Annotated in this window: 18 protein-coding genes and 1 pseudogene; 9 read left to right on the forward strand and 10 right to left on the reverse strand. The window is 67.6% G+C overall.

The window, feature by feature from the left end; genetic code table 11:
- Positions 1 to 98: 98 nt before the first annotated feature.
- Complete coding sequence (locus tag Raf01_RS38420; RefSeq protein ID WP_239134294.1) at positions 99 to 3287, reverse strand: ATP-binding protein; 3189 nt, start codon at positions 3285 to 3287, stop codon at positions 99 to 101.
- 621 nt (positions 3288 to 3908) lie between these two features.
- Positions 3909 to 5657, reverse strand: a complete 1749-nt coding sequence (locus Raf01_RS38425; protein ID WP_239134295.1) for an RICIN domain-containing protein — start codon at positions 5655 to 5657, stop codon at positions 3909 to 3911.
- A 531-nt stretch (positions 5658 to 6188) separates the two neighbouring features.
- On the opposite strand from Raf01_RS38425, the gene Raf01_RS38430 reads away from it, so the two are divergent.
- A complete protein-coding gene (locus Raf01_RS38430) occupies positions 6189 to 6707 on the forward strand; it encodes a cupin domain-containing protein (RefSeq protein ID WP_203923024.1) in 519 nt (172 codons plus the stop codon).
- A gap of 88 nt (positions 6708 to 6795) precedes the next feature.
- Here the strand turns inward: Raf01_RS38430 and Raf01_RS38435 are convergent, their stop codons facing one another.
- The 5 genes from Raf01_RS38435 to Raf01_RS38455 all read right to left on the reverse strand — a co-directional run bounded on the left by Raf01_RS38435 (position 6796) and on the right by Raf01_RS38455 (position 11601).
- Positions 6796 to 7011 carry a hypothetical protein gene (locus Raf01_RS38435; RefSeq protein ID WP_203923025.1) on the reverse strand — a complete coding sequence of 72 codons (216 nt, stop codon included), beginning with the start codon at positions 7009 to 7011 and terminating at the stop codon, positions 6796 to 6798.
- 741 nt (positions 7012 to 7752) lie between these two features.
- A complete protein-coding gene (locus Raf01_RS38440; RefSeq protein WP_203923026.1) occupies positions 7753 to 9171 on the reverse strand; it encodes an amidohydrolase family protein in 1419 nt (472 codons plus the stop codon).
- 46 nt (positions 9172 to 9217) lie between these two features.
- Positions 9218 to 9400, reverse strand: a complete 183-nt coding sequence (locus Raf01_RS38445; RefSeq protein ID WP_203923027.1) for a hypothetical protein — start codon at positions 9398 to 9400, stop codon at positions 9218 to 9220.
- 245 nt (positions 9401 to 9645) lie between these two features.
- Positions 9646 to 10143 carry a YybH family protein gene (locus Raf01_RS38450; RefSeq protein ID WP_203923028.1) on the reverse strand — a complete coding sequence of 166 codons (498 nt, stop codon included), beginning with the start codon at positions 10141 to 10143 and terminating at the stop codon, positions 9646 to 9648.
- A gap of 783 nt (positions 10144 to 10926) precedes the next feature.
- On the reverse strand, positions 10927 to 11601 hold the full coding sequence (locus tag Raf01_RS38455) for a hypothetical protein (protein ID WP_203923029.1): 675 nt from the start codon (positions 11599 to 11601) through the stop codon (positions 10927 to 10929).
- Positions 11602 to 12107: 506 nt separating this feature from the next.
- On the opposite strand from Raf01_RS38455, the pseudogene Raf01_RS38460 reads away from it, so the two are divergent.
- From Raf01_RS38460 to Raf01_RS38495, 8 genes and pseudogenes are all read left to right on the forward strand, one after another.
- Positions 12108 to 12221: pseudogene (locus Raf01_RS38460) on the forward strand (NUDIX domain-containing protein); the annotation flags it as partial.
- Between the two features lie 53 nt (positions 12222 to 12274).
- Positions 12275 to 12928 carry a response regulator transcription factor gene (locus tag Raf01_RS38465; RefSeq protein ID WP_203923030.1) on the forward strand — a complete coding sequence of 218 codons (654 nt, stop codon included), beginning with the start codon at positions 12275 to 12277 and terminating at the stop codon, positions 12926 to 12928.
- 5 nt (positions 12929 to 12933) lie between these two features.
- Positions 12934 to 14163 carry a sensor histidine kinase gene (locus tag Raf01_RS38470; protein ID WP_239134296.1) on the forward strand — a complete coding sequence of 410 codons (1230 nt, stop codon included), beginning with the start codon at positions 12934 to 12936 and terminating at the stop codon, positions 14161 to 14163.
- Positions 14164 to 14225: 62 nt separating this feature from the next.
- The gene (locus Raf01_RS38475; protein WP_203923031.1) at positions 14226 to 14780 is read left to right on the forward strand and encodes a hypothetical protein; all 555 of its coding nucleotides are present in this window, start codon (positions 14226 to 14228) and stop codon (positions 14778 to 14780) included.
- Positions 14780 to 15832: a peptidoglycan-binding protein gene (locus tag Raf01_RS38480; RefSeq protein WP_203923032.1), complete on the forward strand. Its 1053-nt coding sequence runs from the start codon at positions 14780 to 14782 to the stop codon at positions 15830 to 15832. Before Raf01_RS38475 ends, Raf01_RS38480 begins: the two co-directional genes overlap by 1 nt.
- Positions 15833 to 15882: 50 nt before the next feature.
- The gene (locus Raf01_RS38485; RefSeq protein WP_203923054.1) at positions 15883 to 16533 is read left to right on the forward strand and encodes an ABC transporter ATP-binding protein; all 651 of its coding nucleotides are present in this window, start codon (positions 15883 to 15885) and stop codon (positions 16531 to 16533) included.
- Position 16534: 1 nt separating this feature from the next.
- Positions 16535 to 17716, forward strand: coding sequence for an ABC transporter permease (locus Raf01_RS38490; RefSeq protein ID WP_203923033.1), 1182 nt, complete (start codon positions 16535 to 16537; stop codon positions 17714 to 17716).
- A gap of 113 nt (positions 17717 to 17829) precedes the next feature.
- Positions 17830 to 18912, forward strand: coding sequence for an alpha/beta hydrolase family protein (locus tag Raf01_RS38495; protein WP_275413142.1), 1083 nt, complete (start codon positions 17830 to 17832; stop codon positions 18910 to 18912).
- Between the two features lie 212 nt (positions 18913 to 19124).
- On the opposite strand, the gene Raf01_RS38500 is transcribed toward Raf01_RS38495, so the two are convergent.
- From Raf01_RS38500 to Raf01_RS38510, 3 genes are all read right to left on the reverse strand, one after another.
- Complete coding sequence (locus Raf01_RS38500) at positions 19125 to 19589, reverse strand: hypothetical protein (protein ID WP_203923035.1); 465 nt, start codon at positions 19587 to 19589, stop codon at positions 19125 to 19127.
- Positions 19590 to 19729: 140 nt separating this feature from the next.
- Positions 19730 to 19924, reverse strand: a complete 195-nt coding sequence (locus Raf01_RS38505; protein ID WP_203923036.1) for a hypothetical protein — start codon at positions 19922 to 19924, stop codon at positions 19730 to 19732.
- A 21-nt stretch (positions 19925 to 19945) separates the two neighbouring features.
- On the reverse strand, positions 19946 to 20545 hold the full coding sequence (locus Raf01_RS38510; protein WP_203923037.1) for a cation efflux transmembrane domain-containing protein: 600 nt from the start codon (positions 20543 to 20545) through the stop codon (positions 19946 to 19948).
- Between the last annotated feature and the right edge of the window lie 290 nt (positions 20546 to 20835).

A 20835-nucleotide genomic window follows, 5' to 3' on the forward strand; every position in this document is an offset into this window, starting at 1 on the left:
GTCAGGACCGCGACGCCGTCACGCGCCATCATGACCGCGATCTCTGCGACGGTGAGTGGACGCGTGGTCATGTTGAAGCAATTCGACCGAGCTGCCGTCTATCGGTGCTCGTCCTTCAGGGAGGCCAGGAACTCGTCGGCGCGGCGGACGAACAAGCGGTTTCCCCCTTCGGCAGACAACGAGCGGCTTTTTTCGGCGGCTGCCTTGACAACGGCGACGGGCTCGCCATGGGCCTGCATCAGGCGGGCCCGCAGCAGGAGGAGCAAGCTCTCGGCATAGCGCTGGCCGTACGCGTCGAGACTCTGCTGAGCCCGGTCAAGCGCCACTCCAGCTTCGGCTGTTCTGCCTGCCACTAGCCACATCTCCGCCAGTAGTCCCTGGTAGAAGGGCAGTCCATGCAACGGGGGGTCCACCATTGTGGTGGTCAGGATCTGATCGGCCTCAACTGCGGCTTCGGACGCGTCGCCGCCGGACAGGGCGCGTATCCAGCACAGAGCAGTCCGCACATACGGGGAGACGTTGCTGAAACTCCCGAGGTTCGCGGAGGTCCATCGCTGCGCCGCTCGCTTGGCGAAGGTGGGGTCGCCGATCATCGCAGCGGTCATGGTCGTGTAGTGAGCCCAAACCGCGACCGCGTAGATGTCGTCGCCGGCGGCCGCCTCCTGCGCGTCCAGCATGGCCTGCGCCGCGTCGATGTCGCCGTGCAGAGCGGCCAATGTTGCCTGCAACGGCAGTCCGAAGTACCGCTGCATGTCATACCGCAACAGATTCTCCTCCTTCCGGACGAGGACCTTGGACATCATGTTGTTACCTTCGGTGAAGTGCTCCAACCCGGTGTCGATGTTGCCGCGATCCCATTGATACTGACCTGAAGCCAGCTCGCCATACCCCCGCACCACCGGATCGGCCGAGGTCATGCCGATGTCGAACAACAGCCGGGACAATTCGAAACGGTCCGCCCGCAGACTGCTCCATGATGCGACCATGCGGATGAACAGGAAGTCGGCCGCTTCGGCCGCCATCCCGAGACCGCGTGCCAGGTGCTCGGCGCGTTCCAGCAGTTCGAAGTATGAGCCGGTGAATCCGGCCTGCCGCAGGAACACCGCGCCGAGCAGTGAGAGTGCGGACAGCTCCAGCTCCGCCAGACCGGCCGTCCGTGCGACCTGCACGGCCGACTGCAGGTGCCGCTGCGCGGCCTCGAAGGCGGATTTCGCCGCCGCATGGCGACCGGCGCGCAGCAATGCCCCCGCGGTTCGGACGGGATCCGCGACCGGACCGGCCGCCCACAGATGGAAGGCGGTGCGCTCCGCGACGAAATCGTCCGAGAAGTTCGTCTGCTCGAGAGCATCCGCGATGCGCAGATGGAGGCTTGCGGCCCGCCGCCTGGGCACCATCTCGGAAATGGCTTCGCGGATAAGGTCATGGGCGAAGCGGAACGAGAACGGATCTCCCGGGAGCGGACCGAGAACCCCGAGGCCCTCCAGGGGGTCGAGCCGGTCGAGGCAGGTCTGAACGTCGGACCCGGTCGCGTGCGCGAGGACGGCGAGGGCGACGGTACGACCGGCGACAGCGGCAACTTGCAGCAGATCGTGAATGTCGTCGCCGAGATCAGCGGTCCGGATGCGGACGATGTCTCGTACCGCGGACGGTACCCCCGCCCGAGTTGCCACCTTCTCGCTGAGAGCCCCGCGGTCGGCGAGCAGCCGGCACAGCTCCCGCACAAAGAACGCGTTGCCTTCGGTACGAGCATAGATGTCATCGACCGCCTCAGGATCAGGCTCCTGGCCGGTCTCCCGGCGGACGAGTTCGGTCACCTCGTCCAGGGTGAGCTGCTTGAGCCTGACGCGGCGGTGACCCTGCGCCCGACTGATCTTGGATAGGGTCTGGGACAGTTCGGAACTGGGTGCGGGCGCACGGTCACGGAGTACGCCCATGAGCGTGGTAGCCGCCGGAAGGCGAGTCCCCAGGTGGCTGAAGAGCTTGAGCGAGGTGACATCAGCCCATTGCAGGTCGTCCACGACGATCAGCGCCGGCCGCTGCGCGGCGACCTGGCCGACCACCGAGACGACTTCCTCGAACATCCGGAACTGAGCACCACCATCCAGCAGCCGTGGCGGCCCGAGGAGGTCGTCGGAGGGCGTGACGAGATGACCGAGGGGCCCGGCGAGTCGCTCGTTGCGTTCGGGGGCCGGCATCGTTTGCAGGAGCGCCCCGACCGCGTTGAGCCAGGGCCACATGGACGGTGTCCCGCCACCCTCCAGACACACACCCCAGACGACCAGCACGCCTCGCCGCTCCGCCTCCGCGCCGACCTCCTCCAACAGGCTGGTCTTCCCCACCCCGGGTTCACCCTCGACGATGACGATCTCCGCACCGGCCGACTGCACCGCCCGCAGCAGCAGAGCGATCTCTTCCGCTCGGCCCACGAAGCCGGCTCTGCCCGCGAGCATCCCGCGGTCGTCATCGTGCGGCGGTCGCCCGGTCTCCGGCGACACCGGTGCGGTCAGCACTCGACGATGCGCGGCCTGAAGCGCTGCGCCCGGCGTGATACCGAGATCCTCGTTCAGGCGCGCACGGACCGTGGAGAACACGGCCAGCGCCTCGGCTCGGTGACCAGCCGCGTAGAGGGCATCGATCAAGCTCGCCTGAATGAGCTCGTGCAACGGGGCCATCTTCGCGGCGATCTGCAGCGCCGGCAGAACCTGCTGAAGTCGGCCGGACATCACCGCGAGCCCGGCGGCCGCCAGACAGGCGTCGAAGAACTCGTTCTCCAGCGCTACGAAGATGGGCATCGCGGAGGATTCGCGGGGCTCCCCCGCACCAGCCGGCCCACGCCAGAGACGCAGTGCCTCCAGGTACCGGTCCAGCCCAGCCTCGTGACGCCGCCCGGCCACAGCAGTCTTGGCGGCCTCGACATGTTCCCGGAAGGTCACCAGATCCAGCCTGCCGGGGTCCGGCACGAACATGTAGCCGTCTCCACGGCGGCGCAGGTAGGACTCAGCGCGACGGGTCGCGAGCGAGGGATCGAACAGCCGCCGCAACGCTCCGATGTACTTGTGCAGCACGTTGACGGCACTGGCGGGCGGATCTTCGCCCCAGATGAGATCGATAAGTCCGGCCGTGCTCGTGGGCTGTCCCGCGTGCGCGAGCAGCACCGCCAACAGCCGGGCCTGCTGCCTCGGACCGGGATCGAGCTCGACGCCGCTCCGCCAGATCCGCAGCGGGCCGAGGATTTGCAGAATCGGGGCGTCTTCGGGGTACGCGCCGGGATGGAGGGGCTCAGACACGCCCTTGCTCTCCTACCACGAGATGTCTGATCATCTGCCCGTCGGCGATCGACAATGGGCTCGCGCTCGGGCGCGGCGGAAAGGAGACAGGCATGGTCTCAATGATTGCTTCGCAGCCGCCCGTCCGGCAATCAGATGCGTCTTCGGATTCTCGGTCCGCCACGGCTCTGGCATCGGTGCTGCCGAGCTCGACCCGGGCCCCTGCAGCAGGCGTTGAGCCTCGCCGCAGCAGAGGTTGCGGCGACCAGTTGTTGCAGTGTGGTCATGGAGTGGTGGCCTCCCTGTCCAGCGTTGGCGCCTGTTCGGCGCCGACGGCGGTGCAGATCTTCTGCTTGTACGCGTCGTTCTCGAAGGATTGCACCGCGATCTGTTCGTCCGGGTGGGCTCTGTGCCAGGCGTCGGACGACGACTGGAATGCGGCCTCAGCCGGGCATCAACCAAGGCGGAGAGTGAACCGCCGCCCGACGGTCGTCTGTCGTGGGTCGGTGCCCAACCCACCTGGAGGCGGTTCGACACCGATTGACCGAGCGATCCACGCTGGGCCGATACTGCCCCGCAGGGGTCGGGTGCGTGGATCGCTCGGTCCCGAGGCGAATCCCGTCCGTTCTGGTCCGGCCAACGTCAGACGCTGGTCAGCGTCCAGAGGTGGTCGGCCGTACCGTTGTCGCCCCATTGCAGCACCTGCGCACCGGAGCTGGTGCTCGTGTTGGTGACACCGAGGACCAGTCCGCTGTTGACGCTGCGGATCTTGTAGTGACCGGCGCCGTCGGACGCGAGGGTCCAGAGGTGATCGGCGGTGCCCGTGTCGCCCCAGACAAGGGCGGTTGCCCCCTGGCTGGTGGAGGCGTTCTGGATGCCGAGGACAAGGCTGCTCAGTTGGTTGACAATCTTGTACTGCCCATTACCCGAGGACACGAGCGTCCAGACCTGTGAGGTGCTGGAGTTGCTGCCGGCCTGCACCGCGGCGGTGCCCCATGCGGTCCCGGAGTTGAGCGTGTCAAGCCGCAGGTTGCTGTTGGCATTGACGATCCTGTACGTGCCCGACAGGTCGGTCGAGGAGCCCCCGGAGCCCGCCGTGATCGTGATGCGGTACGCGTTGTTGGTCGCCATGGTGATCGGGACGGAAATCGACCCGTTGGACGGTGTGTACGTCGCGGTGGAGACGGTGCTCGGTCCCGATGACGCAACGGTACGGCCCAGCGACACCGTCTGCTCGACCTTAACGCTCACCGTGCCGCCGAGACTCAGCGCATTCAGTCCGTTGACCGTCACGGCGCATGATCCGCTGCAGTTGCCAGCGATGATGCTGACCTGGTTGCCACCCGAGGGCACCGCGGCGAAGCCGTCGATGCCCGTCTGCGCGGGCGGGGTCGTGACGACCATGTTGCCGCTCATCGCGGCGTACCAGGTGTAGAGCCAGTAGGCGGCGTTCGGGCTCCCGCCCCTGGCGGTCAGCAGGTCGCCGAGAGCACCAGACTGGTTCCAGAAGGCGAGCTCCGCGTCGCGGATGCCGAGACGTTCGAACTTCGCGATGTAGCCGACCAGCGGACCCGGAAGACCGACCTCGCTCGGCGCGGCGTACTCCTCGATGGCGATCGGCCGCCTGCTGATACCGAGCTGGTCCTCGATGGACTGAACGGTGGCCACGTCCCCGGCAATCTTGGAGGACCGGGTGAGCTCATGCCAGGCGAGGACGTCGGGCACGGTGTTCGTCGCGACCGCGTTCTGCAGGAAGTTGCGCATGTCGCTGATGTTGTCCGAGAAGCTGGGACCCTGGATCGGCTTGTTCGAATCGAGGGAGCGGACCTGGCGGAAGGTGGTGGTCCAGAAGCTCTCATAGGTGCCGTTGGCCGAGTTCCAGGTGTTGTCCGACTCGTTCCACAGCTCATAGGCCGAGATGCTGTTGTAGTACGAGGACCCCTTCATCGTGGAGATCTGCGAGTTGATGAAGGGAGTCCAGGTACTCCAACTGAACTGGTACGGCCAGCCGGCGTAATAGTCGGAGAGTCGGTTGACGAGCTTGGCACCGACGCTGACCGCCGTCGGCGCCACGACGGAGATGTCGCCGGTGGGCTGCTGGCGACCGCCCGCGGGCATCTGCACGAACGTGTTGGGCTTGATCGCCTGCGCGAGAGCGACCGTGGGCTGTGACGCGTTCGCGAGCCCGTAGAGACTTCCGGTCGCGACGTGGGTCACGGGCCGCAGAGTCTGATTCGCGTTGACGACGAGCGTGTTCGCGGTAGTGGCCGCTGCCGCTGGATTCAGCGCGAACCCGGTGGACACCAGCGCGACCGCGGCGGCCGCGACCAAAGCGGTCAGCGCCAGGCCCCGGCCGGTGCGCTGTCCGCGCGTTCGGACGGTCTGCAACATGCTTGCTGCTCCTCCTTCAGGGCGTCCCACGGACGTCCCGGGACGCCAGTTCTCGATGGGGACTGATCGATGTGTGCGACGCGGCGCCGGTGGACGTAGGGCGCGGGTCGAGGCGGCCGCAGTTGGCGGGCAAACGAGCGGAAACCTGCTGGCAATGGATGGTCAAGCCGAGCACGACCTGCCCGGATGCGAAGGAAACCGGTTGCCGAAATATAGCGATCGCAACATCGGCATGTCAAGGGATGGATGTCGATGCCTGCTGTGATCGGTCACGGACCGGTGTTTCCATCGGAGGTCTCAAGGAAACCGTTTGCTCCCGTGCCGGTGCGCGTACACAATGCGCTGTGTGAGCGCCGTTGCTCGGTCGGTCACGGCTTCACGAACGACGCCTGAGGCCGTTGCGGATCCGGGTCCGCTGCCATGTCCGCGCAACGAACCGGCAAGGTCGACGCCGCACATGTCGGCGTCGTTTACCTCAACACGGCCAGGGCACTCCTGAGGAAGAGGTTGCAGTCCACCAAGGAGACCACAATGGCCACCGCGAGAATCCCATCCGACGACCCGACGCGGTCGCTCCTCCATGTGCGACCGAACGACGCCAGCGTCGCGCACGTCGCGATCGCTGGGGACACGTACACGATTCTGGTGACTGGCAAGCAGACCGCCGGCCGGTACTGCCTGATCGACATGCGGATACCGCCCGGCGGAGGTCCGCCACCGCACCGCCACGACTTCGAAGAGATGTTCACACTGCTGGACGGGGCGGTGGAATTCACCTTCCGCGGGGACAAGACCGTCGTGCGGGCCGGCGAGACGATCAACATTCCAGCGAACGCGCCGCACTTCTTCCACAACAGCTTCGAGGTGCCGGCGCGGATGCAGTGTATGTGCACACCCGCCGGGCAGGACGAGTTCTTCCTGCGGGTCGGCGACCCGGTCAACGGACCGACCGCGACGCCTCCACCACTGAGCGACGCCGAGCAGACCGAACGCAAGCAACGCGCTGAAGAGTTGGCAGCCGAGTACCGGACCGAGATGCTGATGTCATAACCACGCCGATGTGGCAGTCGAAAAGTACCGCGTACGTGCGCGACAGCGCTCGATCGCCGCGACATGGGGATCTACGCGGCTTGGTCGATCACGAAGTCGACGTATCCTCGCCGCACGGGTACGCCGCGCGACAGCATCCAAAGTTCAGGTCGCTGACCGCGAGGCGTTGCGCCAACTGGTGCCCGGCCAACCAGGGCAGGTCCGGCACCGGCGTGTTCGCCTGCCATACGCCGAGCCGCCGCGCTGCCACACGCGGCGACTCCGGCGCCGCACCGACGTCCTCGAGATACACCACGTCATCCACGACGCCGTAGCAGCGGGGGGCCGCCAGACCTGGTCCGGTAGGCAGCACCCCTGACGCATAGGCCAGTGGCTCTCGCCGCCAATACGCCCAGTGCCGTGGATCGCTAGCGCCAGCCGCGTGCCGACCCGTAGCAAGCGGCCGGAACTCTTTGCGGATCACCGTAAACGAGCGTTCCTGCCCGCCGGCTCGAGCGAGCCCGGCCAGACGTGTGACGGTGCCCGTGGCCGCGCCGGTACCCGTCACGATCGGCTCCGCCGAACACCGGGGTCTCCCGGCGCAGACGTGTTACAGCTCATCAAGGGTCAAGCCGCCGGGCATAAGATCGTTCTCAACGTCACCAGCACCATCCCGACCGCGAACCTTACCGTCACTCTCCGCAGTGGGGGGCACAACGCCAGCAGCTTCCCGATGAGCAATGACGGGCGGGCAACTACTCGTTCATCGGCGCCCCGGACTACGACCCGTTGCCGGTGACCGTGGTCAGCAACCACGGCGGTTTCCTCACCTTCAACGGCTGAAGCTAATTGGTCCTGATCGTTAATTCGTCGGGGGTCACGCGGCAACTGCCGACACACCTGGCTCGTGGGCGGCGATGCGGGTGAGGAGGATGCCGAGGTCCTTCTTCGTCGGCCTGCGCGGTCTCAGGTGGTCGGTTGTTGGCGCCGTGCTGGCCTTGATTTGCCTTGCATGCCCTGGGCGGCGCCGGTGACAATGAAGTTCTTCTGTGCCTGCTGCGTCATGTCAGGAGCTCTTCGTCTCGCCGTTACCGGCGCTAGCCAAGAGCGGGCGGATGCCCGGGTAGTTGTCCGTCGCGTAGAGCCGGTCACGGGACCTGGCGAGCCCGGCACGGACCTCGCGGATGTCGAACCGGGTGAGCTGGCCGTCGCGCTTGACAAACTCGCCGTCCACGAGGACGGTGTCCACGTTCAGCCCGCTGCCGCAGCCGACCAGCGTGGCGACCACGTCGCTGACCGGCCACAGGTTGGAGTCGGTGGCCCGGACGAGGATGACGTCGGCCCGCTTGCCCGGGGTCAGCGACCCGACCCGATCGGCCAGCCAGCAGGCGTGCGCGCCATTGATCGTCGCCGCCTCGAGCGCGTCCCTGGTGGAGAAGTGCAGGTCGGCGGTGTGCATGACCTCGCTGCCCGTCGCGTACACGCGCTGCGCCTGGACGGCGCGCTCCGCCCACAGCGCGGCGCGCATCTCGTCGAACATGTCGCCGCTCGCGGCGATCACCGAGTCAGTGCCGAGTGCCACCCGCACCCCGGCGGCACGCATCCGGCCCATCGCCGGGGTGCCCATGCCCATCGCCATGTCGGCGGACGGGCAGGCTGTGGCCGTCCCGCCCGCTGCGGCGAGTAGCTCGAACTCGGCGGGGGTGGTCGCGCAGCAGTGCACGAAGTTCATGTCGGCACCGAGCAGGCCGGTCTCGGCGAGCTTCTTGATCGACTGGTCAGACGACGAGGGGCGGCCTTCCGGTGTGCCGACGTGCATCGACATGGGAACGCCCAGTTCGCGCGCAACGACGATGTCGGCGGCAGTGACCTCCATTGTGGTCGCCTCGGGGCCTGGTAGGGCGAGGGCGAAGGTGAGACGGTCCTCGGGGTCGGCGAACAACTGCCTCCGCACCTGCCGAGCGTGCTGCCACACGTCGCCGGCCTCCATAACGGCTTTGGACTCGTTCGGCCTGCGGGTCATGGACGAGCCGTAGGCGAACAGCGCGCGGATGCCGCTGTCGCGCAGCGCGCGGATGTCGGCTTCGGCGTGGTCCGGGGTGTTGATGATGTGGCACCAGTCAAGGACGGTGGTGACGCCCCGGTCGAGAGCGTCGGCGGCGCCGGCCAGTACGCAGTCGTAGACGTCTTCCGGCGTGTAGTGTGCCGCGATCCTGGGCCGCTGGCTCTTGGTCAGGTCCAGGAAGACCTGGTCCATGGAGTCACCGCGGGTGCCGGTCTGCCAGAGGTGACGGTGGGTGTCGACGAAGCCCGGCATGACGATCATGCCTTCGGCGTCGAGGACCTCGTCGGCGTGCTCATCCGACAGATCGGTGCCCACCGCAACGATCTTGTTGCCCTCGATGAGCACGTCACCGACCCTGAAGTCGCCCACCGCGGCGTCGACGCTGATCACGGTCCCGCCGCGGATGAGAATCCTGCGCATCCGTTCTGCTCCTTCTTGCTTTTCGTTCTTGTCTTCTTTGCTGGGGTTAGAGGCGGTCCCGCAGTGGGCGGTCGCGCCCGTAGGTGCCCACGACGGCGAGGATCACGACGCCGAGAAGCTTCTGCTGGGTGGACGCGCCGAAGCCGGGGCCGACCGTCTGGAGCAGCTCGGAGCTTTGCGACGCCAGGACTGTGGAGGCAATGCTCCGAATTGAATCCGGAACGCTCATGACGGGCACCCGTCCTGCTGGCAGCTCCCGGCCGGTCTCCGGGAACCGCCGCAGGCTCTGCAACCCCTCGCCTGCGAACACCGCAGCGACCACCCGGCAACCTCCCGCCAGAGCCCGAAGATCCCCGGGTCAGGAGGCTGCTCGGCCACATCCGCCCGATTTTTCCCGAGTACGACGGCGGCCTCTCGTCGACGCCACGCTGAAGGGCGGGTCCGTCGCCGAGGGGCCGCCGTGGCGCACACGTGTCAGGCGGGCTGCCGCACGGCCGTCCCCTGGTTGTTGTCGATCAGGTAGCGCCAGACTCCGTCCGCGCCGCGGCGCAGGACATCGCTTGCCGAGCCATGGAAGTGCACGTGCTCGCCGTCGGGACCGGTGCCGTCAATTGCCCAGTCCAGAATGATCAAGGCGATGTTGTCGTTGGTGAACACGTGGCGCGTGTTGGCCTTCAGCCGGCCGACACCGACCAAGTACTTGAGATCGGCGGCCATCTCGGCGAGGCCGGTGACGGTCCGTCCCTCGGGCTTGACGAGCATGACCTCCGGCTCGTACAAGGGCAGCAGCTCGTCGACCTTGCCGGAGTTGAATCGCTCAACCAGCGCCGCGACCATGTCTTCAGGCTTGGTGGGGAGTGAGAAGGACTCGGACATTTCGGTATCCCGTTCGTGTTGGTTGAACTGCGATGCGGTGCTGCTCGGACAGCGGTGAGCCGTGCCCTCGAGTGCCCTGCGTTCCTCATTCGACATCGACGCACCCAAAGGGTCTGCCCATCGACGAGCCGACCTTCGTCCGCTGTTGTTCAGCACAGTCGATCGTACCAGCGTCAAAGGACTAATTAGTCCATTAATGCTTCTCCGGCCGTGTTGCCCTGGTCACCTAGCCGCGCAAGGTGTCCTCAACGTGTGACCTCGAAGAATCTTGCTGTTCTTCGTTCGCGTGTGGCTGCTGGGGGCGCGGTTGCCTGGGCAAGCCTGCCGCTCCCGAAACTGATAAGTGGACTATTTAGACCAGCATCGCGGATCGCTGACCGGACCGGCAACGTCGGTGAGTCGGGCTCCATCGCCCGCGCCAGCAGGAACTCATCCAGCTCCTTCAACCCCAGCGTCGTCGGGGCCCGCCACCCACCCCAGATACTGCGCCGCCAGCCGCAGATGAGCAGCGGTTCCTGCGGACCGACCCGCGTGATGTTGGCTGCGACGAGGCGATGGCCGTCTTGCACATCCCCGTCGACCTCGTGGCCGCCCGCCAGGACGTGGCCGGGTGCTACCCCGGGGACGCCGCTCACCTGTCGGCCTGCACTAGGCGCTGCCGGCGTCCGGATACCTCAAGCGTAACCGCGCCGTCGCCACCAGGTACGACAAACTAGCCGTCCGCTACGAAGTCACCCTTGTGCATGATCGGAGTCGCGCCGCTGCGACCGGGGACCTGTCGCGGCTCCGGCGGATGTTCTACGCGTGTCTGACCGTGCGGGCGGATCGCTGCGCTAGCCGGCGGCATTTCGAAGTCACCGCCGGCTGAGCGACTGGCGATCAGTACAGCTGATACGTGTACTCCGCGTGCAGGGTGATCGTGTTGCCGCTGGCGGACGGCAGGCCGAACCGGTCGTCGACCTGCCGCTCGTGGCCGTGGCAGTTCGTAGCGGCCGGGACGGTGAAGGCGGTGTCCTGCAAGGTGAATACCTTGATCGGCGGGTCGGTCGGGATGGTGCCCGTATCGCCGACCCGGGCCGCGTGGGTTTTGATCGGCTCGCTCAGCGTCCCGATCGTGCATCCGGTTCCCAGGCCGGGCCCACGCACGGCGAGCAGCAGATACAGGCCGCCCGGGTCGGGACCGTTCCCGATCAGGTCAGCGTACCCGGCATAGCGCAACTGCACGGTCAACCGGTGGCCGTGCGCACCGCCGTCGGGAACGACCACGGGCGGAGACTGTAGCGTGCCGAAGATCTGGCCGGACTCGCCGCTGGGCAGGGGACCTTCCGCGTGTACGAGCCGCAGCGGCAGGTTGCGCAGGCTCACCCGACCAACGGTGATCTGGCCGGTGGCCAGGTGTACCTCGCACCGCCAACCGGTCGGGTCGAGCCCGGCCGGCAGGGTCGGACAGTCGGAGAAGTCGAACGCCGACGGGTCTGTAGGCAGCGGGTTCGGACGGGCGGCGGCCGGCGCAGCCAGCGCCAGCGTGGCCACGGCGACCGCGGCGACGACCATGCCCACAGCCCTGACCGGCCACGTCCAGATCAGCCTGGTTCTCGCTTTCCCGGTTTTCGTTGGCTCGGCCCTCTGCGTTATTGGATTCATAAGGGATGAGTGTGCTGCAGCACGGGCTGCGGCTGATCAGGTCACTCCCTGATTCGGTCCCCGAGAAGACCCGGAGAGCGGCCTCGTTCAACTCGGCGGGTGGCGACCGTCCGGTCCCCAGCAACGGTGTCGGGTGATCACGCGCTGCGCTGGGGCTCGACATGTCACGTGAGACGGGCGGACGTCCCGAGGCTCAGCTTGAAACCTCAACGCCCTCTTCGCCCGCATCATGCCCGCCAACGCGGCTCACCGTAAACGCTCGCTGCGTAACCCCGACGAATTAACGCCGAGGACCACCAAGCCGACCCGGCGGACGCAGTTGGCTGGGCGAGACGCACGACAGCCCAACTGCGTCTGCTCGTGGCCGCCCACCCGGCCTCGACTAGGCCCAGTCCTGTCGATCAGGCGGTCATCTTGAGCCCGGGGAGACGCCGCAGGAGGCGGCCCGTCGTGAGCTACTGGAAGAGACGGGCTTGACGGTGGAAGAGCTGCACCCGCTGTGGAGGGGGGTGGTTGTGACTGCTGTGTGACCGGTTCACCCGTACGCTAGCGGTCCGGATTTGGCATGGGGGCGGGGAGACGGATGAGGGTCCTGGTAGTCGAGGATCACGTGCGGCTCGCCAATTCGGTGGCGCGGGTGTTGCGGCGCGAGGGCATGGCGGTTGACGTGGCGTATGACGGGACGGCGGCGCTTGACCGTGCCGTTGGGGTGGACTATGACGTGGTGGTCCTTGACCGGGATCTGCCGGGTGTGCCCGGCGACGAGGTGTGCCGCTGGCTGATGCGGGAGCCGCGGCGCACCCGGGTGCTCATGCTGACCGCGGCCGGCACCATCGCCGAGCGGGTGCAGGGCCTCACCATCGGTGCAGACGACTATCTGCCGAAGCCGTTCGCCTATCCGGAGTTGGTGGCGCGCATTCGGGCGCTCGGCCGGCGTTCCCAGCCCGCCGTGCCGCCCGTGTTGGTGCATGGCGACCTGGCGCTGGATTCGGCCCGGCGGGTCGCCACCCGTGCTGGGACGCGGCTGGCGCTCAACCCCAAGGAACTGGCGGTCCTGGAATACCTGCTCGCCGCGCGGGGCCGGGTGGTCTCCGCCGAGGAGCTCCTGGAACGGGTGTGGGACGAGGCCGCCGATCCGTTCACGACGACGGTGAAGGCCACCATGAACCGCCTCCGGTCGAAACTCGGCGAGCCGCCCGTCATCGAGACCGTTCCCCGGGCTGGCTATCGAATCTGAACGGGATGGGAATCCTCGTGGGCCTGACGTCAAAGCTCACCGGCATGCGGGTCCGGCTGCGGCTCACCCTCCTGTACGGCGGGCTCTTCCTACTCTCCGGCGTCGTGCTGCTGGCCATCACCTACGTGCTGGTCGCACACAGCACGCCGAATGCCGCGATGTCCTCGCACAGCACGACGCCATCCGGCGGGCAGAGCACCAGCATCTTCCTGGGCGGGACCTTGCCGGCGGACGTCCAGCTGTCCGAGGCGGATCGGCGCATCGCCGAGGCGTTCCAGGAGCAGGCCCGCCAGCAGCAGGCGGAGATTATGAATCAGCTGCTCGTGGAGTCGGGTGTGGCGCTGGCCATCATGTCGGTCATCTCGACCGTGCTCGGCTGGTTGGTGGCTGGGCGGGTGCTGCGGCCGCTGCGCGCCATGACCAACACCATTCAGCTCATCTCGGCGCGGAATGTGCACGAGCGGCTGGCCGTGACCGGGCCGCGCGATGAGCTCAAGAATCTCGCGGACACCGTCGACGGGCTGCTCGGCCGGTTGGAGGCGGCGCTCGACTCGCACAAGCGGTTCGTCGCCAACGCCGCGCACGAGTTGCGTACGCCGCTGACGCTGGAGCATGCCCTGCTGGAGGAGGCCGTCCTCGATCCGGCCGCGACGGCGGAGGAGTTCCGGGCCCAGTTCGAGGAACTGATGCTCGTCAGTGAGCAGCAGGCCCGGCTCCTCGAGTCGCTGCTCGTCCTGGCGACCAGCGAGCGCGGCCTGGACCGCCGGGAAAGCGTCGACCTGTCCGGGCTGGCCGGCGACGTACTGCGGGCCGCCGAGCCGAGGGTACGACGGCAGGACCTGGTCGTCGTGGCGCAGGTCCGGCCCGCGCGGGTCGCCGGCGACCCTGCCCTCGTCGAGCGTCTGGTGGCCAACCTGGTTGACAACGCGATGAGTTACAACGTCCCGGACGGGCGGGTAGAGGTGGCGACGGGCACGGAGGGCGCGCGCTCGTTCCTGTCGGTGACCAACACCGGTCCGCTCGTCCCGCCGGAGATGGTGGGGCAGTTGCTCGGCCCGTTCGAGCGGCTCGACCGTACGGCCGAAGACGACGGTCATCACGGCCTCGGGCTGTCCATCGTCCAGTCGATCGTCGCGGCCCACTCGGCGGACCTGACCGTGCGTGCCCGGCCGGAGGGCGGCCTCGCGATCAGCGTGCATTTCCCGACTGGAGAAGACCGGCCGAAGAATCGCTGAGCAAGTGCGGTTCAGCGTCTTTGTGCCCGTGGTGTGACCGGTCGAAGCGTAGAACATGACGCATGTCGACCCATACGAAGAAGAAACGTCCAATGTGGATCGCCACCGCATGCGTCCTGCTGCTCGCGGTGGGAGCGGCGGGTTGCGGCCGTCATGATGACCCGGCGGTGGCGACCGCCAACTCCGGCGCGCCGAAGGCCAGCGCCAGCGCGGCGGCCAACGGCGAGAAGTCGCTGTTGAAGTTTTCTCAGTGTATGCGTGATCAGGGCTTCACGTGGTTCCCCGACCCGCAGCCCGACGGCGGGTTGGTGGTGCACAACCCCGACGGCGTCGACCAGAGCAAGTTCGATAAGGCGGAGCAGGGGTGCAAGAAGTACTACCCCGCAGGGAGCGGGGCCGGCCCGATCCCCGCTGAGGATCTGGCCAAGATACGGCAGGTGTCGCAGTGCGTGCGGGAGCACGGATTCGCGAATTATCCCGACCCCGATGCGAACGGCTCCATCTCGGTCGACTCCACGGTTCTCGGAGTTGAGCCGACCGACCCGGCCTTCCAGAAGGCGATGCAGGAGTGCAGTAAGTACATGCCGGCTCCGAAGAGCAGCAAGGGAAAGTCTTGATGGGTGCGCGACGCACCGCGGGGGTGGTCACCGGCGTGCTCACGGTCGGTGCTGTGACCGCCGCGATCGCGGTCTTCAACCTGCCGACGGCGCAGAGCAGCCCCAACTCAGCCGACAACCCGCCCGTGTCCACCGCCGAAATCACCAAGCAGACGCTGATCGACCGGGAGAACCACGACGGCACGCTCGCCCACGGTGACCCCACGACGATCTCATCGCGCGGCAACGGCACCGTAACGGGGCTGCCGGTGGAGGGCGCGACGGTCAGCCGCGGCAAGGCGCTCTTCCGCCTAGACAACAAGCCGGTCACCCTGCTCTACGGTTCGCTGCCGGCCTATCGCCCGCTCTTGGCGGGCGTGAAGGGCGCCGACGTCAAGCAATTCGAGCAGAATCTCTGGGCGCTCGGTTACCGGGGATTCACGGTTGACGAGACCTACAACGCCGCGACCGCTTCCGCGGTCAAAACCTGGCAGAGGAAGCTCGGCCTCATCGCGTCCGGCACGGTCGATCCCAGCCAGATCGTGTACGCCGCCGGCGAGGTCCGCGTGGACTCACTCAGCACACAGGTGGGAACGGTGATCGGGCCCGGCGCCGCGGTGGAGAGGGTCACCGGCACCTCGCCGCTGGCCACGGTAGCGCTGGACATGAGCTCGGCACGGCTCGCGAAGGTGGGCGCCACGGTGCAGGTCAGAATGCCTGACGGGAGGGTCGTTCCAGGCCAGATCATCAAGGTCACCATGGTCGTGAGCCCGGGCGAGAACGGCGAAGCGGCCACCACCAGGATCCACGTGACGATCCAGTTCAACTCGGCGGTCGAGAGCATGGGCACGGCTGCCGTCACCGTCGCGTTCACCGCCGGCCAGCGGCCGGACGTGCTGGCCATTCCGGTGACCGCGCTGCTCGCACTCGCCGAGGGCGGGTACGGCGTGCAGGTCGTCGACGGCACCACCACACGGATCATGGCGGTGCAGACCGGGCTGTTCGCCGACGGCAAGGTGGAGATCACCGGGAACGGGCTGGAGGCCGGCATGAAGGTGACGGTGCCATCATGATTCCCCTCGAAACCATCGTGACCGCTCCGGACACCGTCGCCGGCAAGCCGGTGATCGAACTGGCCGGCGTCACCAAGACCTACCCTGGTGGGGTCACCGCGCTGCGCTCGGTCGACCTGGTCGTCGACGATGGCGAGCTGCTGGCGATCGTCGGGCCGTCGGGCTCGGGCAAGTCCACGATGCTGAACCTGATCGGCACGTTGGACCGACCGTCGCGGGGAACCGTGCGAATCGACGGGCACGACGTGGCGTCGCTGTCCGACCGGGAGCTCTCCGCACTGCGGGCCCGACGCATCGGCTTCGTCTTCCAGCAGTTCCACCTCGCACCGGGACGGGACGCGCTGGGCAACGTCGCCGACGGACTGCTCTATTACGGCGTACCGAAAAAGGAGCGAGAGCGACGCGCGGAGGCCGCGCTGGTCCGCGTCGGTCTGGGCAACCGGCTCGCCCACCGTCCGCACCAGCTCTCCGGCGGCGAGCGCCAGCGGGTGGCGATCGCGCGAGCGGTCGCGGGCGACCCGGCGCTGCTGCTGGCGGACGAGCCGACCGGAAACCTCGACTCGGCCTCTGGCGCCGGGGTGATGGAACTGCTGCGCGAGCTGAACGAGGCGGGTACGACGATCCTGGTCATCACCCACGACCGAGAGATCGCGAACGGCCTGCCGCGGCAGGTGCCGATGCGCGACGGGCAGGTGATCTGAGATGGCCCTGCGACCCGCCCGGCTGCGCCCGTCGGACCTCGCCCGGCTCGGCGGCTACGGCCTGCGCTCGCGCCCGCTTCGGGCCGTGCTGTCGGCGCTGGGCATCGCGATCGGCATCGCGGCGATGACCGCGGTGGTCGGCATCTCCGCCTCCAGCCGCGCCGACCTCGACCACGAGCTTGCGAAGCTCGGCACCAACCTGCTGACCGTGTCGCCCGGCAACACGATGTTCGGCACACGGGCCACGCTGCCCGACGACTCGGTCGCGATGATCAAGCGAATCGGCCCGATACTGTCGGCCACCGCGACCGGCGTGCTCAATGAAAGCCACGTCTATCGCACCGACCGGATCCCGGCGACACAGTCCGGCGGCCTGTCCGTGCTCGCGGCCAAGCTCGACCTGCTCCAGACGGTCGGCGCCACGCTCGACCACGGCGCCTGGCTCAACGCGGCGACCGACCGGTATCCCACGGTGGTGCTCGGCGCGGCGGCGGCCGAGCAGCTCGGCAACGTGCCCGCCGTCTACATCGGCGGCCGGTGGTGGGTCGTGGTCGGGGTGCTGCAGAAGGTACCGCTCGCACCGGAGCTCGACTCGGCGGTGCTCATGGGGTGGCCGGCGGCCACGACGTACCTGGGCTTCGACGGGCATCCGACGACGGTCTACACGCGGTCGGTGGAGTCACAGGTGGAGGCGGTGCGTGCGGTGCTCGCGCCCACGGCCAACCCGGAGGCGCCGGGCGATGTGCAGGTGTCGAAACCATCCGACGCGCTGGCCGCCCGCCGCGCCACGAACGCCACATTCACCGCACTGCTGCTCGGGTTGGGCGCCGTCGCGCTGCTCGTGGGAGGGATCGGCGTCGCCAACACAATGGTGATCTCGGTCCTGGAACGGCGCTCAGAAATCGGCCTGCGCAGATCACTGGGCGCCACCAAGGGCCAGATCCGTACCCAGTTCGTCGCGGAGTCGCTGCTCCTCTCGCTGATCGGCGGCGCGCTCGGAGCGCTACTCGGCTACCTGGCGACCGGAACGTACGCCACGACGCAGACCTGGCCCACGGTCATGCCGCTGTGGGTCCTCGCCGGCGGCGTCGGCGCGACAGTGCTCATCGGCGCGATCGCCGGCCTGTACCCGGCGATCCGCGCGGCCCACCTCGCACCCACGGAAGCCCTGGCGGCGACCTGACCGAAGTCGTCCCTGGCATCGATCCAATCCAACTAGAGAAACGGGTATCCATGCATCTCGTCCCTCGACGGCGCGTTCTGGGCGCCGCGCTCGCCATCGCCACCGGGCTGACAATGTTGCCGCAACCAGCAAGCGCGGCAACCACCGTCGTCCTGTCACTGCCGGCGCCGACCGGCCCGCACCATGTGGGTGCGACCGTGCTCGACCTGAAAGACACGTCCCGCGCCGACCCGTGGGTACCGACCGACCCGACCCGCGAACTCATGGTCACCATGTGGTACCCGACCAACGTGAACCACGGCACCACGATCCGGTACGAGACGCCGGCGGAGTCGGAAGGGTACATCACGGGCAAGCACCTGGAGGACTACCTCTCACCCGACAGCTTCAGCGAGGTATCCACCCACGCGTACCTGAACGCGCCACCGGCCGGGCAGCCGCACAGCCTTCCGCTCATCGTGCTCTCACCCGGCTACACCTCACAGCGCAGTTCCCTGACCAGCCTCGCCGAAGACCTGGCCAGCCACGGATACGTCGTGGCGGCGATCGACCACACCTACGAGACGTACGCGATCCAGTTCTCCGACGGCCGGATCGCCACCTGTGCCACCTGCGCGATCGACGACGAAGACACCTTCTTCCCGAAACTCTTCCAGGTGCACGCGGCCGACGTCTCATTCGTGCTGAACGAGTTGACCGGCGCGCACCCGGCCTGGTCGGGCAGCCGCCTGATCGACGCGACCCGGATCGGCATGGCCGGACACTCGGCCGGCGGCGCGGCCGCGCTCTCGACCATGCTCGCCGACCCACGCATCGACGCGGGCGTCGACATGGATGGGACGACCTATGACCAGCTTCCCGACAGCGGGCTGTCCCGGCCGTTCATGTTCCTCGGCACGCAGGCCGAGCACTCGCCGGGCCAGGACTCCACGTGGGACCACGACTTCAGCCGGCTGACCGGTTGGCGACGCTGGATCACCGTAGCCGGCACGGTACACAATTCGTTCACCGACTACGACGCGTTCGCCGATGAGATCGGCCTGGATCTGGGGGCCACCATCACGGGCCTGCGCTCCATCGAGATCACTCGCCGGTACACCCTGGCGATGTTCGACCGGCACCTTCGACACATCCCGCAGCACCTGCTGGACTCCGCGTCATCCTGCTACCCCGAGGTGACCATCGTGGCAAAGTAGTTTCCGCGCGTACCTGCGGTCCAGCGTTCAGCCGGTTGCCCGGAACCGGGCGATCTCCTCGACGCTGTGCCGCAGGCGACCGTCCTCTCGCAAGCACCAACGTCCCGATTGCCAACCCTCGCTAGGCAGGCGCCGGCCAGTCGCGACTGGCCGGCGCCACCACACGCCGTTGGCTTGCGGGATCCTGGTCGAGCCTTCATCTCTGCCAGCGTTCAGGTCGTCACAAGCGCTCGTCTGAAGACGGCCGGTGCGCTGATCGCCAGCAGGAGCGGAACGGCGATGACCGCGATCAGACTTCGAACCAGAATCGTCGAGTCGTGGCGGGCGATCGTGAACGTGTATCCAAGGTCGGCGATCATGACAGCCCAGCAGGCCCACCATGCCCAGCGTTGCCCGCGCCGTAACGGGATCAGTACGAGGACGAGGAACAGCAGCACGAACGTCAGCTCGTGCAGTGCGTACCCGACCTCCAACGCGGTGACGTACCGGGCGACGCCTGGTGCGCCCTGCCGGACCTGGCTGAACGACTGGCCGGCCAGTGCGGTGAAGGCCCCGCTGTGGTCGGCGGGGAGGCCGTCACGATGGTCGGCCGTCAAGTCGGCGGCTACCGCGAATACCAGAAACGCGTCTACGACAGTCAATCCGATCCAACCGATGCGGTGCAGCACTCTGATCACAGCGATCGCTCCCTGGCGTCGTCACGACTGGTGATGGCGTCAGACACTACAAGTCGTCGGGGCCGCTCGTCCGCCCTGGAACGTGCCGCATGACGCTCCGGGCGCCGTTGTCGACTGATACGGGTTGTCGGGCGCCGCCGCTAGCTGAGTAGGCGTTCGGCGATGAGGAACAGGCCGAGGGCGATCAGTGCGGCGCCCGCGACACGTTGCGCGGCTTCCCGCCGCCGCTCGCCAATCCGGCTGCCGAGCCGCACGCCGAGTTGCGCGGCGACGAACGCAGCGGCGGCCAGGTAGTCGGCGACGTCGCCCACGGCGCGGGCCAGCGGCGCGCCCACACCCCACCAGTTTGAGGAGCATCAGTGCGCTTCCCGAAAAATGGTGTAGACCTCCTTGGTCGCGTACCCGACCAGCACGTACCCCGCGGCGGGGTCGGCCCACCACCAGCCCAGCCCCGCATTGAGCGCCAGACCGACCAGCACCGCCGTGGCAAGCAGACCGTCGACCAGGGTGACCCGCCCCTCGGTACGCAGCACCGGATTGCCCAACGCCGCCCCGGTGCGGGCCTTGCCCGCCGCCAAGGCGAACATCACCAGCGCGGTAACCGTGGTCCAGGCGATCCCGGCCGGGCTGTGCCGCGAGTGATAACCGGCCACCAGGACCACCGTGGACTGCGCGGCCAGGTAAACCGCTACCAGCCCGAACGCCACCCCAATCAGCCGCAACGCCCGCCGCTGCCGATCGCCCCCGGTGCCGGAAAGCTCCAAGATCACCACGGTAGAAGCCCCGATCTCGATCAACGAATCCAGCCCGAACCCGGCTAAGGCCACCGAACGAGCCGCGAGCGCCGCGATGGCCAACACAAGGATGCCGACCACATTCCAGCCCAGCGTGACGTACTCCAGCCATAATCCGCGACGCAGCAACCCGCGGCGAGTGATCTTCTCAGCAGACGTCACGACGGCAGTCTGACAGACGCTTCGACGGTTCCCCAGCAGACGAAACGAACAGATGCGCCACACCACCCCAGTGAGCTTCACGCGCGGCCGGCCAGACGATCCGCAACGCGGCGCCATGAGCCGAGGTACTCCGAGCCGGCCGATCGAAGCCGCAAAACGGTTAGTGGCGACACCGAGGGGGAGGTTCCTCCCACCGGGCACGCTCGACACCGTCGATCTCAACGCCAATAGCTGTCAGAGTGCTCCCTGATCGTGGCTCCCGCCGCGAAGGGCCGGCGGGAGCCACGATT

Origin of the sequence: Rugosimonospora africana, assembly GCF_016862975.1 — a bacterium.
Lineage (GTDB): Bacteria > Actinomycetota > Actinomycetes > Mycobacteriales > Micromonosporaceae > Rugosimonospora > Rugosimonospora africana.

Excerpts from the sequence above, each read along its gene's own strand:
- Raf01_RS38445 (WP_203923027.1), bottom strand. The coding sequence starts at position 9,400 with ATGAGCGTTCCGGATTCAATTCGGAGCATTGCCTCCACAGTCCTGGCG.
- Raf01_RS38465 (WP_203923030.1), top strand. The coding sequence starts at position 12,275 with ATGAGGGTCCTGGTAGTCGAGGATCACGTGCGGCTCGCCAATTCGGTG.
- Raf01_RS38470 (WP_239134296.1), top strand. The coding sequence starts at position 12,934 with ATGGGAATCCTCGTGGGCCTGACGTCAAAGCTCACCGGCATGCGGGTC.
- Raf01_RS38425 (WP_239134295.1), bottom strand. The coding sequence starts at position 5,657 with ATGTTGCAGACCGTCCGAACGCGCGGACAGCGCACCGGCCGGGGCCTG.
- Raf01_RS38480 (WP_203923032.1), top strand. The coding sequence starts at position 14,780 with ATGGGTGCGCGACGCACCGCGGGGGTGGTCACCGGCGTGCTCACGGTC.
- Raf01_RS38475 (WP_203923031.1), top strand. The coding sequence starts at position 14,226 with ATGTCGACCCATACGAAGAAGAAACGTCCAATGTGGATCGCCACCGCA.
- Raf01_RS38450 (WP_203923028.1), bottom strand. The coding sequence starts at position 10,143 with ATGTCGAATGAGGAACGCAGGGCACTCGAGGGCACGGCTCACCGCTGT.
- Raf01_RS38430 (WP_203923024.1), top strand. The coding sequence starts at position 6,189 with ATGGCCACCGCGAGAATCCCATCCGACGACCCGACGCGGTCGCTCCTC.
- Raf01_RS38495 (WP_275413142.1), top strand. The coding sequence starts at position 17,830 with ATGTTGCCGCAACCAGCAAGCGCGGCAACCACCGTCGTCCTGTCACTG.
- Raf01_RS38440 (WP_203923026.1), bottom strand. The coding sequence starts at position 9,171 with ATGCGCAGGATTCTCATCCGCGGCGGGACCGTGATCAGCGTCGACGCC.
- Raf01_RS38490 (WP_203923033.1), top strand. The coding sequence starts at position 16,535 with ATGGCCCTGCGACCCGCCCGGCTGCGCCCGTCGGACCTCGCCCGGCTC.
- Raf01_RS38455 (WP_203923029.1), bottom strand. The coding sequence starts at position 11,601 with ATGGTCGTCGCCGCGGTCGCCGTGGCCACGCTGGCGCTGGCTGCGCCG.